The organism is Pseudoalteromonas sp. TAE56 (genome assembly GCF_000497955.1).
In the GTDB taxonomy this organism is placed as follows: domain Bacteria; phylum Pseudomonadota; class Gammaproteobacteria; order Enterobacterales; family Alteromonadaceae; genus Pseudoalteromonas.
The window spans coordinates 1-12,531 of the sequence record NZ_AUTN01000143.1; the positions used below are offsets into that span (position 1 = coordinate 1).

General features: G+C 38.0%; 11 protein-coding genes. 6 read left to right on the forward strand and 5 right to left on the reverse strand.

The genetic code is table 11. From position 1 onward, the window contains the following. From L656_RS0117305 to ampD, 5 genes are all read right to left on the reverse strand, one after another. On the reverse strand, positions 1–805 hold an 805-nt coding region (locus L656_RS0117305), incomplete at its 3' end, for a biotin/lipoyl-containing protein (protein ID WP_024600129.1). A gap of 10 nt (positions 806–815) precedes the next feature. Beyond that, positions 816–3,482, reverse strand: coding sequence for a pyruvate dehydrogenase (acetyl-transferring), homodimeric type (gene aceE, locus L656_RS0117310; RefSeq protein WP_024600130.1), 2,667 nt, complete (start codon positions 3,480–3,482; stop codon positions 816–818). A 90-nt stretch (positions 3,483–3,572) separates the two neighbouring features. Next, a complete protein-coding gene (pdhR, locus tag L656_RS0117315; protein WP_008170672.1) occupies positions 3,573–4,322 on the reverse strand; it encodes a pyruvate dehydrogenase complex transcriptional repressor PdhR in 750 nt (249 codons plus the stop codon). Between the two features lie 352 nt (positions 4,323–4,674). Beyond that, complete coding sequence (gene ampE, locus L656_RS0117320) at positions 4,675–5,526, reverse strand: beta-lactamase regulator AmpE (RefSeq protein ID WP_024600131.1); 852 nt, start codon at positions 5,524–5,526, stop codon at positions 4,675–4,677. Positions 5,527–5,539: 13 nt separating this feature from the next. Beyond that, entirely contained in the window at positions 5,540–6,094 is a 555-nt protein-coding gene (gene ampD, locus L656_RS0117325) for a 1,6-anhydro-N-acetylmuramyl-L-alanine amidase AmpD (protein ID WP_024600132.1), read from the reverse strand. 327 nt (positions 6,095–6,421) lie between these two features. Here ampD and nadC point away from each other — a divergent pair, with 327 nt between their 5' ends. The 6 genes from nadC to coaE all read left to right on the forward strand — a co-directional run bounded on the left by nadC (position 6,422) and on the right by coaE (position 12,502). Then, complete coding sequence (gene nadC / locus L656_RS0117330) at positions 6,422–7,273, forward strand: carboxylating nicotinate-nucleotide diphosphorylase (protein WP_024600133.1); 852 nt, start codon at positions 6,422–6,424, stop codon at positions 7,271–7,273. 482 nt (positions 7,274–7,755) lie between these two features. Then, positions 7,756–8,190 (forward strand): pilin, encoded by a 435-nt coding sequence (locus L656_RS0117335; RefSeq protein WP_029750935.1) that lies wholly within the window; start codon positions 7,756–7,758, stop codon positions 8,188–8,190. A gap of 198 nt (positions 8,191–8,388) precedes the next feature. Then, complete coding sequence (locus L656_RS0117340; protein WP_024600135.1) at positions 8,389–9,597, forward strand: O-antigen ligase family protein; 1,209 nt, start codon at positions 8,389–8,391, stop codon at positions 9,595–9,597. 87 nt (positions 9,598–9,684) lie between these two features. Further along, the gene (locus tag L656_RS0117345; RefSeq protein WP_024600136.1) at positions 9,685–10,914 is read left to right on the forward strand and encodes a type II secretion system F family protein; all 1,230 of its coding nucleotides are present in this window, start codon (positions 9,685–9,687) and stop codon (positions 10,912–10,914) included. Positions 10,915–10,965: 51 nt separating this feature from the next. Further along, the gene (locus L656_RS0117350) at positions 10,966–11,859 is read left to right on the forward strand and encodes a prepilin peptidase (protein ID WP_024600137.1); all 894 of its coding nucleotides are present in this window, start codon (positions 10,966–10,968) and stop codon (positions 11,857–11,859) included. A gap of 1 nt (position 11,860) precedes the next feature. Further along, positions 11,861–12,502 carry a dephospho-CoA kinase gene (coaE, locus tag L656_RS0117355; protein ID WP_024600138.1) on the forward strand — a complete coding sequence of 214 codons (642 nt, stop codon included), beginning with the start codon at positions 11,861–11,863 and terminating at the stop codon, positions 12,500–12,502. Positions 12,503–12,531 lie beyond the last annotated feature (29 nt).

The following is a 12,531-nucleotide window of genomic DNA, read 5'->3' on the forward strand; positions in this document are numbered from 1 at the left end:
CTACTTTAATTTCTTTAACTGTACCTGCAAATGGAGCGGGTACTTCCATTGCAGCTTTGTCGCCTTCAACGTTTAAGATTGATTGATCTTCTGAAACCTCGTCGCCAACGGCAACCATAATTTCAGTTACTTCAACTTCATCGCCACCAATATCAGGTACATTCACTTCTTTAGTACTTGGTGCTGTGTTTACTGTTGAGCTAGCTGCTGGCGCTTCTGCAGGAGCCGACTCTTTAGCCGGTGCTGCAGATTCACTGCCTGCTACTTCAAAAACAAACACTAATGAGCCAGTTTTAACTGTATCGCCAGCGGCGACTTTAATTTCTTTAACTATACCAGCAAATGGAGCAGGTACTTCCATTGCCGCTTTGTCGCCTTCAACGTTTAAGATAGATTGCTCTTCTGAAACGGTATCGCCAACAGCAACCATGATTTCAGTTACTTCAACTTCATCATCGCCAATATCTGGTACGGTTACTTCTTTAGTTGAAGAACCTGTAGAAGCAGCAGGTGCTGCCTCTTCAGATTTAGCTGGAGCAGCGGCTGATGTATCTTCTTCATCAGTGCTTTCACTCTCGCCTTCAAACAAAAATACTAAAGAGCCTGTTGTAACGGTGTCGCCAACGTTTACTTTAATCTCTTTCACTGTACCCGCTTGCGAAGCAGGTATTTCCATTGATGCTTTGTCGCCTTCAACATTTAATAATGATTGGTCAACATCTACTTTGTCGCCAACGCTTACTAAAATTTCGGTTACTTCTACTTCGTCGTCACCAATATCAGGTACTTTAATTTCAATACTCATTGCAAACCTCTTATGCGTACAGTGGGTTAAGTTTGTTAGTGTCGATGTTGAACTTTTTAAGTGCTTCAACAACTACTGACTTCTCAACTTCACCGCGTTTAGCAAGTTCAGATAACGTAGCAACAACAACGTAGCCCGCGTTAACTTCAAAGTGACGACGTAGGTTTTCACGGCTATCAGAACGGCCGTAACCATCTGTGCCTAACACTTTGTAGTTGCTGCTTGGAATGAATGAACGCGCTTGTTCTGCGTAGTTTTTCATGTAATCCGTTGCTGCAACAGTCACAGAGTCGTTTAACACACTTGTGATGAATGCTGTTTTTTGCTCGCCTTCAGGGTTAAGCATGTTGAAACGTTCAACATCTTGACCTTCACGCGTTAATTCGTTGAAAGACGTTACAGAGAACACGTCAGACGCAATGCCATACTCTTCACTTAGAATCGCAGCTGCTTTACGTACTTCAGTCATAATAGTACCTGAGCTTAATAGCTGTACGTTGGCTTTTTTACCTTCGTAACTTTCAAGTTTGTAAATACCTTTACGAATACCTTCTTCAGCGCCTTCTGGCATAGCTGGCTGATGGTAGTTCTCGTTCATAAGCGTTAGGTAGTAGTAAATATTTTCTTGGTCATCACCGTACATACGACGAATACCGTCTTGTACAATAACCGCTACTTCAAACGCGTAAGTTGGGTCATATGAAATACAGTTAGGAACGGTATTAGCAAGAATATGACTGTGACCATCTTCGTGTTGTAAGCCTTCACCATTTAGTGTTGTACGACCCGCAGTAGCACCTAATAAGAAACCACGTGCTTGTTGATCGCCCGCCATCCATGCCATGTCGCCAACGCGTTGGAAACCAAACATTGAGTAGTAAATGTAGAATGGGATCATCGGTAAATCGTTAGTGCTGTATGAAGTTGCAGCAGCAACCCAAGACGACATTGCACCTAACTCATTAATACCTTCTTGGAGCACTTGCCCTGATACAGTTTCTTTATAGTAAGAAACAATATCACGATCCTGTGGTGTATAGTTTTGGCCATGCGGATTGTAAATGCCTATTTGACGGAATAAACCTTCCATACCAAATGTACGCGCTTCATCGGCAATAATTGGTACGATGTTTTTACCAATGCCTTTATCTTTTAATAAGATATTAAGTGCACGAACAAAGCCCATAGTGGTAGAAATATCACGTTTTTGCTCTTCAAGTAGCGGCTTAAATGCTTCTACTTCTGGCAACGCTAATTTTTCACTAAAACGTGGAATACGCTTAGGTGTATAACCTTTAAGTTCATCACGACGAGCATGTAGGTATTTATACTCAGGTGAACCTTCTTCAAGTTCTAAATAAGGAAGCTCTTTTAATTGTTCTTCAGATACTAAATCATCAAGACCAAGGCGTGAACGTAAATGTGCAACATGCGACATGTCCATTTTTTTCACTTGGTGCGCAATGTTTTTACCTTCAGCTGCTTCACCCATGCCGTAACCTTTTACAGTTTTAGCAAGAATTACAGTTGGACGGCCTTTAGTGTCTTCTGCCTTTTTAAATGCAGCAAATAATTTTGATGACTCATGACCACCACGCTTAAGCGCGAAAATTTCGTCATCTGTCATATCAGCAACAAGTGCCGCTGTTTCTGGGTAACGACCAAAGAAGTTTTCACGTACGTACGCGCCATCTTTCGCTTTATATGTTTGGTAATCGCCATCAACAGTTTCGTTCATTAACTGTAGTAATTTACCCGTTGTGTCTTTAGCTAAGAGAATATCCCAACCACTGCCCCACACAAGTTTAATTACGTTCCAGCCAGCGCCTTTAAACAAGCCTTCTAGCTCTTGAATAATTTTACCGTTACCCATAACTGGGCCGTCTAAACGCTGTAAGTTACAGTTAACTAAGTAACAAAGGTTGTCTAGTTTTTCACGTGCAGCAAAAGAAATAGCACCGCGTGATTCTGGCTCATCCATTTCACCGTCACCTAAAAACGCGTATACACGTTGGTTTTTAGTGTCTTTTAAGCCACGACCATCTAAGTATTTTAAGAAGCGAGCTTGGTAAATTGATGAAATAGGACCTAAGCCCATTGATACCGTAGGGAACTGCCAAAATTCAGGCATTAACTTAGGATGTGGGTACGATGGTAAGCCTTCACCATCAACTTCTTGGCGGAAGTTATCTAGCTGTGCAGCCGACAAACGTCCTTCAACAAACGCACGAGCATAAATACCAGGAGAAATATGACCTTGGTAATAAACTAAGTCACCACCGTCCACATCATTTGGCGCTTTAAAGAAGTGGTTAAAACACACTTCATAAAATGCAGCAGATGATTGGTAAGACGCCATATGGCCGCCTAAGTCGAGATCTTTTTTAGATGCACGTAGAACGATCATAATCGCGTTCCAACGTATAATTGAACGAATACGACGCTCAAGATTTACATCACCCGGGTAAGCAGGTTCTTGATCTACAGGAATAGTATTAACGTAGTTCGTGGTAATACCCGTTGGCATATCAACGCCATCTAAACGGGCTTGCTCTAATACTTGCTCAAGTAAAAACTGAGCTCGTTCAACACCTTCTTCGCGCACAACTGATTCAAGAGCTTGTAACCACTCTTGTGTTTCTAGCGCGTCTACGTCAATTTTATTGACTTCAGACATATGGAGGTTTCCTTATGTTTAAAATACGAATATTGTTAATTTAATATCACAGCTACTTAATTTGTGTGTTCAAAGTAGTTATGTACTAACTTAATTTTGTTTAGTGCGTCTTAAACTACGTTCAATTCGCGAATGTTCTTTGCCTGCTTCAAGTAGTGCTTCTTCAATAAACGCTAAGTGCGCATTACTTGCTAAACGGGCTTGTTCTGGATTACCGTCAATAACGGCATCCATTAATAAACGCCTGTGCTCGGCTAACTGACTGCTAATATCTGACTTTTTTAATAAAACAGTTAAATTTTGCAATACATTTTGCTCAAGCAGCGCTTTCATGCCTCTTACTAAATGCAGTAACACCACATTATGCGAAGCTTCTGCCACGCTAAAGTGAAATGCATTAATTGCTTTTGCTTTTTGCTGTAAATCATCATTAACGAGGGCAATTTTATCAAAGCTTTCTTTCACTTTACTAAAATCGTTGCTGGTCCCGCGTAGTGCCGCGTAGTAAGCAGCAATCCCTTCTAATGCATGACGAAATTCAAGTAAATCAAACTGCGACTCAGGGTGTTTACTAATCAAATCAAAAAGTGGATCAGTAAGCCCTTCTTCGAGCTGATTTTTTACAAACGTGCCACCACCTTGGCGACGCGTAACTAAACCTTTCGCTTCTAATTTTTGAATTGCCTCACGCAGTGACGGGCGAGACACTTCAAATTGCTTTGCTAGTTCACGCTCTGGTGGCAACTTTTCACCTGGTGCTAACGAGCCTTCAAGAATCATATTCTCGAGTTGCTGTAAAATAACATCAGATAACTTTGCTGCTTTGATCTTTAAAGACATGAATCAACGTCCGCGTTGTATAAATACCAAGAGCCCATAAAGCGGGGCTTTGAGTAGTATGATTTACCCAAAAGGTAAATTGGTCATACCAAAATTTTTCAATACGGTATCAAAAACCTTATTAGCTGTCAATTTACAGGTAATTTGAGCAATTAAAGTAGCGTAACGCATTTTGAACGAAGATTAAACAATGCGCAATTTACAAAAATTGTTATAACGTTAATAGGATGAAAACAATTGGTCTGACCAGAAGAGATTAGAATATTAGCTCTATTTTATTGTGTTCAAAAATTGCAGGAAGAGATTAAAGCACCTTACCTTGCATAAGGTACTTTATTAAAAAGGTATTAACCTAAGACAGTCCACCAAATAATGTAAGTAGCGCTATAAGTACTAAGTAAAATAATATATTGCGCTTAACAAGCTTAATCATACAAGTGGCTTCGTAGGTACAGCCGTAATAACGCTTTTCAACTTGCTCTGCAGCAAGTGCAGTACATGTTACTACTTCTCGGTTTGGAGATTTAAAGTTAAGTACGTAACGTAACCAACAGCTCGTGCCTTTATTAAAGTTACCTATTACTAAATAACCAAAGCTGGTAATACGTGCAGGTAACCAGTCGAGCCAAAACAATAGTTTATGTATAAGTTTAAAACGCTTAGCAAATATTACTTTATGATCTTCTCGTACTAAATCAGCTAAAGTACGTACCAGTGCATATAAAACCGCACCTGGCGCACCTAAAACAACAAACCAAAAAATAACCGCACAGTAAAATCTAAAGTTTACCCACGCCAATGTTTGCCCAAAGGTTTCACCACTATCGTAGCCTTCAGTACGCTTTTGACCTATTTGCAATGCATATAATGATGCAGCGGTCCCGTCATCTCGCGTTAACGCATTTAAGTACGACTTATATAAAGCACGCTGCTTAGCACAACCAAAGCAAACCAAAAGCACCGCGATATTAATGCCCAACTGCCACAAAACAAAATCAGATAAACAATAAATTAGTGCTATCGCAATCACTGGAAGTAAAAGCCAAATAAAAAAGCCTGGTGCTGAGCTAAATAAGCCCTTATCACCAAGTAATTTATTAGAGCGATTTAAATAACCATTTGCGTAATAACTTATCTGCCAGTAATTAGACCGAGCTCCTAAGCGCTCTAGTATTAATGCAATTATTATAGAAACTAAAATCATGGGAATAACTCTCTTAACTTAGCTGTTCAAGCATATTAAAAAACAATGGCCAATTAAAGCTACTACCAGGATCGGTTTTACGCCCTGGAGCAATATCGCAATGTCCAACAATACGCGAAGGGGTAATTTTTGGATAGCGTTGCATTATAGATTTACTAATAATAGTTAATGTTTTGTACTGTTCTAAAGAATATGGTGCGATGTCGGTACCTTCAAGTTCAATGCCAATGCTAAAGTTATTACAAGCAGATACGTCCTCAAACTCAGATTGGCCTGCATGCCAAGCACGCCTTTCAAAAGGCACGTATTGTATAGCCTCACCGGTGCGCTTTATAAAACAATGGGCTGATACACGTAAATTCTTTAAGTCACTAAAACTTGGATGAGCATTACAGTCAATGCTACCCATAAATAAGTCATCAACGAAAGGTGTACCAAACTGCCCTGCTGGCAATGATATATTGTGAATCACCAATAAAGAAATATCAGCCTCATCAGGGCGCTCATCAAAATGCGAACAAGGCCGCTGCGCTACCGTACTTAAAACACCGTTTAAATCTATTTTCATGATACGTTTATTATATAAATATCAAGAGATACATAGTACTGATGCTAAAGGATTTATTAGAAAAATGATAGTAACAAGCGAGGTATAAAACCTCACATACAAATAATTCAAACCCACCCGTAGGTACGAATTTACGTCCGCCCATGTAACGTAACTTTCGAAATTAAAAGCGAGGTATAAAACCTCACCTACAGATAATACAAACCCACACGTAGATACTAATTTACTATACGCGCTTATCTTTATATTGGCGAAAAGGCAATCGCTTCTCTTTCTTTTATAAACATAGTAAAATTTGCTTAATTTATTAACGCTTATGAGCATCCTATGTCTATTTCGCACTCCCTCATTACTCAACTAGTCACTCTTGCACTTGACGAAGATTTAAATTATCAAACCGCGCAAGAAGGCGATATTACCGCGCAATTGATCCCCAAAAATGAGCAAGCAAGCGCTAAAGTAATCACTCGCGAAGACTGCATTTTTTGCGGAAAAGACATCATCCTTGAAGTATTCAAACAGGTAGACCCAAGCGTTAATGTTAATGTACTTATAAATGATGGCGACGCAGTTAAAGCAAACAGCACATTATTTACCGCTATTGGTTCAGCTCGTTCAATATTAACTGCCGAACGTACTGCACTTAACTTTGTACAAACGTTATCGGGTACAGCCACTACTACTGCGCATTATGTAAAAGAGCTGAGCGGTACAACTACACAGCTACTCGACACACGCAAAACCATACCTGGTTTGCGAGCACTTCAAAAATACGCGGTAAAATGTGGTGGGGGTGCAAACCATCGCATTGGCTTATTTGATGCTTTTTTAATTAAAGAAAATCATATATCGGCTTGTGGCACAATAAACAAAGCCGTAGCTCAAGCTAAACAAAACCACCCAAACAAACCTGTCGAAGTAGAAGTAGAATCACTCCCTGAACTTAAGCAAGCTATTGATGCCGGCGCCGACATAATTATGCTAGACAATTTTAGCGTAGAGCAAATTAAACAAGCCGTAATTTTGGCCAACAAACGCGCCAAACTAGAGGTTTCAGGCAATATGACCCTAGAAACGCTCAAAACTTATTCACAAGCAGGCGTTGATTTCATATCCAGCGGGGCGTTAACAAAAAACTTACAATCAATCGATTTATCGATGCGTTTTGAACAATTTTAAAGCAACAACTGCCAATTAATACCGCTAATCGATTGACAAGTTAAGTAAAAAAGCATTAAATAACCCGAAAGGCTTACTTTGTAACATTTTGTTAAATAAAATCGCTTTTTTATAAGAAGATACGTGCTAAATACCAAAATAAAATGGTAGACTAATTCTGTTGTACTATTTTATTTTAAAAGGTAGTCATAAATAACTAGTGCCTTTAGTTTTTAAAGACATAATTGAAAACTAAAGCAACTAAACTACTTACTTTATGCCTATACTATTTGTTGCTACGACATGTAGTGCTCTTAGTAAACTTTTATAGCTAGTACTAAACATAATGAATTCACATACGGCTTTTGTGTTTCATACTCTAAAGCTAAAGTGTAATAAAATTAATTTTAAGTAAAACTGTAAAGTAAATCAGTTAAATTAAGTGAGGCATTTGCCGCTTAAGTGATTTAAGTTACAAAAATCTATCCTTTAGGAGAGGAAACATGAAAACAATGACTCAAAAACAACAGGGTTTCACCCTAATTGAATTAATGATTGTAGTAGCAATCATCGGTATTCTTGCTGCAGTAGCACTGCCTGCATATTCGAATTACCAAGCATCATCTAAGTTAACTGCTGGTTTAGCTGAGATCTCAGGTGCAAAAACAGAGATGGAAATTCAAGCAAACAGTGGAGATGTTATTGGATCAATAACAGACCTTTCAGCAATAAAAAATGCAACTACTCAAAACTGTAATATCACAGCAAGCCTTGCTAATACAGGCGTGGGTACAATAGCTTGTGCGATACAAAATGCGCCATCTCAAGTAAATAAAGCAGTAGTAACATGGTCACGAGCTGCTAATGGTGTTTGGACTTGTGCAACTACTTTAGCTGATGATAAAACTCTAGCTCCGAAAAGCTGTCCACAATCTTAATCATTTATTGATTACTAAAAGCGCCTAATTTGGCGCTTTTTTAATGCGTAAGAATCAGCATTCATGAATATAATAAATATAATAAAACCATCGCTTATCAGCTTGTTTTTTCTGTGTACGTTAATACCTTTAATACCCATATTTTCCTACGATTACCATAATCACCAACGCATAATTCAAATAGCTTTGTTACTTATTATGAGCCTTATAGCGCTTACAGCTTTTTTAAGTAATAAAGAGCCTACTTTTAAGCTGGCACTAAACAAAAAAAATGGAATATTATTTTCGGTTTTTATCTTTTGTGGTTATTTATCTGCATTAATGAGTGCAGAGCAAAGTTTTAGCTTACTTTACACATTTCATATAAGTCTACTTATTTTAACTATGTGTTATGTAGGTACTATAAATAATAAAAAATCTATTTTATTTATTATTTATGCATTACTGATAACTCATACAAGCCTCATTTTAATATGCCTACTTAATATAATTTTTACGCTATCTGAACAACAGCCCTTAAACCCCTACATAATCTACTCCGGTTTTATTAACATTCGTTTTTTTAACCAAGTACAGGTATTTATTCTTCCCTTTTTGGTGCTACTCCTAAAGTTTAAAAGTATTCAGCGTGTTGTATTTATTATTTTGTTTTTAAACTTATTGCTTATATTTATTGGGCAAGCTCGTGGGGCTTTACTCTCATTTTTAGCTTTCTCTATTTTTGCTCTTGCTTTAAAAACCACATTAAAAAAACAAGTTTTTATCGGGTTACTCTGCTTTGTTTTAAGTTGTATTACTTTTTATGTTTTGGATTCATTAAATAGAGGAGGTGCTGAAATACTACGCACATCCTCCTCAGGCCGTATCGACCTATGGTTTAATACTCTTTCGGGCCTATCTTTAAAGCATTTATTTATAGGTAATGGTCCTGGAGTGTTTGAAATGTCACTTGGCAGCTCAGCTCCTTTTAGCCATCCTCATAATTCGTTAATTGAAATTTTAAATGAGTGGGGCTTAATCGCCCTTATGTGTATTTTACCAGTTTTTTTTACAACCTTTAAAAAAGCTATAGCACATTTAAAAAAGTATAAAAAAGATATCATTACTGAAAGCCTCTTTTATTCTTTTGCTATAGGAATTACATATTCACTATTTTCTGGTGTGCATGTAATGCCGGTTTCGCAAACACTCTTATTTATAATGTGGGGATTGCTACTTGGAAGAATTAATAAAAAAAGCAACAAAAGCATTCCCATAAATAAGTACTTAAAAGCTTTAATAGCCATTTTATTTATTTTTGCATGGTACCTTTACTTACAAAAAGCGATAAGTATTTATAATAATATTGACCCAGATAAGGGCTATATTTACGGACCTAGGTTTTGGTCCGTTGGGCAACGATTTTAAAGCGCCCAACTTTTCTACCAAGAATCATTAGTTTAAGTTATGCTTATAATAGTGAAGTTTTAAACCAAATTCAGCTGGGTACTCTTAATGGCAAAAAAACAACAAGATAAAGGCCTCGATACTTTTCAGTGGGTAGGTGTAAGTGCACGAGGGAAAAAACTTGAAGGCGAGCTTACAGGTAATAGTATTGCATTAGTAAAGGCTCAGCTTCGCAAGCAAGGTATTACGCCCTCAAAAGTCAAACGTAAAGCAAAACCGTTATTTGGCATTCAGAGCGTTCAAAAAATAACGCCAAAAGATATCGCACTAGTTACTCGCCAAATTGCCACTATGCTAATGGCGGGCGTTCCGCTAATACAATCAATTGAAATGATTGGCAGCGGTTCGACTAATAAAAGCATCGGTAAATTAATGGAGACTATTGCTGATGAAGTAAAAGCGGGTCAGCCATTATCTACAGCGCTTAGAAAACACCCTCGCTATTTTGATGATTTATATTGCGACCTAGTAGCATCGGGCGAACAATCAGGTGCGCTTGATAGAATATTTGATCGTGTCGCTATTTATAAAGAAAAGTCTGAAGCACTAAAGTCAAAAATAAAAAAAGCAATGTTTTACCCTATTTCGGTACTGGTGATTGCAGGTATTGTTACCTCAATACTATTAATATTTGTAGTACCGCAGTTTCAAGAAATTTTTGCTGGTTTTGGAGCTGAACTTCCCGCTTTTACATTATTCGTAATTGGTATATCTAACTTTATGCAAGCATATTGGTGGATGATTCTTATTGGGATGCTTGCTTTTGGATACGCATTTAAAGAAGCAAAATTAAGAAGTTTAAAACTCAGAGATGCAACCGACCGAGCAATACTAAAACTGCCTGTTATTGGCATGATTTTAAATAAAGCTGCAGTTGCTCGCTATGCACGAACTCTTTCGACCACTTTTGCTGCTGGTGTGCCGCTGGTTGATGCGCTTGACTCTGCCGCGGGAGCTTCCGGCAATGCAGTATATCGTTATGCTATTTTAGATATAAAAGTTGAGGTAAGCTCTGGTAATCAGATGAACTGGGCAATGCGTAACTCAAAAATATTCCCTGATATGGTAATACAAATGGTTGCGATTGGTGAAGAATCTGGCTCACTAGACGGCATGCTTGCTAAAGTAGCGACTATTTACGAGCAAGAAGTTGATGATGCAGTAGATGGGTTATCAAGCCTGCTTGAGCCACTTATTATGGCTGTACTAGGTGTACTTGTTGGTGGTTTGATTGTTGCAATGTACTTGCCTATTTTCCAACTAGGCGCTGTTGTTTAATTTTTATTTAACTTTTTATCTTAATACGCTATTTAATTATTTGGTCGTTATATGCAAAGTATTATTGAAGTAATGCAAAGCCAACTATGGTTTTATTTAACCACCGTTGGCTTAATTAGTTTATGTATTGGTAGCTTTTTAAATGTAGTTATTTATCGCTTACCGTTGATGATGCAACGTGAGTGGCAAAGCGAATGCAGACTACTGTTAGAAGATGAACTTACAGCTAATAAATCTAAACAAGCCAATATCAATGAGCCTTTTAACTTAGTAAAACCCAATTCTACCTGCCCTAAATGTAAAACTGCCATTAAGCCTTGGCAGAATATTCCTATTATTAGTTGGTTAATGCTTAAAGGTAAATGCGCAAGTTGTAGTAACCCTATTTCGGCTCGATACCCTGCTGTAGAATTAATTACTGCCCTATTAAGTTTAGTTGTTGCCTATAGTTTTGGTGCGACCGAGCAAGCCCTTTTATATATTTTTGTAACGTGGATATTGGTAGCACTAACCTTTATTGATATTGACCATATGTTACTGCCAGATCAACTTACACTTCCGCTTGTTTGGCTTGCCCTTATTGCCTCTGTAATGGGTTACACAATTACACCTACTGATGCCATTATTGGTGCTGCTTGCGGTTATTTAAGCTTATGGAGCGTGTTTTGGTTATTTAAGTTATTAACCGGTAAAGAAGGCATGGGCTATGGCGATTTTAAATTGCTTGCTGTATTTGGTGCTTTACTGGGCTGGCAGTCATTACTTACTATTATTCTGCTTTCGAGCGTAGTGGGTGCCATTATAGGTATTGCGCTGTTGAGCATACAAGGTAAAGACAAAGCGACCCCTATCCCTTTTGGGCCTTATTTAGCGATAGCTGGCTGGATTGCAATGCTTTGGGGCAACCAAATTCAAGGCGCTTATTTTAATTTAATTGGTTATTAAAATGAGTGAACAAATAACTAAAGTAAATAGCTGGGTATTAGGTTTAACAGGTGGTATTGGCTGTGGTAAAACAGCCGTAAGCAATATGTTTGAAGAACTTGGTATTACAATAGTTGATGCCGATATAATTGCGCGTGAAGTAGTACTCCCAAATAGCAAAGGGCTAAAAGCGATTACCCAACACTTTGGTGAGGATATTTTATTGCCTGATGGCACATTAAATAGAGCAGAGCTGCGTGCAAAAATATTTACTAACAACAATGAAAAAGAATGGCTTAATGCGTTACTGCACCCTCTTATACGGATAAAAATACTTAAAGATTTAAATAATGCAACTAGCCCTTATGTTGTTTTAGTAGCGCCTTTATTGTTTGAAAACAACCTTGATAAATATTGCGCCCACACCCTACTTATTGACGTACCAACCTCTGTACAGATAGCGCGTACAGCAAAACGCGACAGCACAAGTATTGAGCAAGTTAAAAGTATTATTGCCTCGCAAATGTCACGTGCCGATAAGCAGCAAAAAGCGGATGATATTTTAAATAATGACCGAAGTTTAAACCTAGTGCATATAGAACTTGTTGATCTTCATAAAAAGTACCTACAATATGCATTACACAACAAAACTAACTCACATTAACACTGTCCTAACTCACACAAACTCGTATT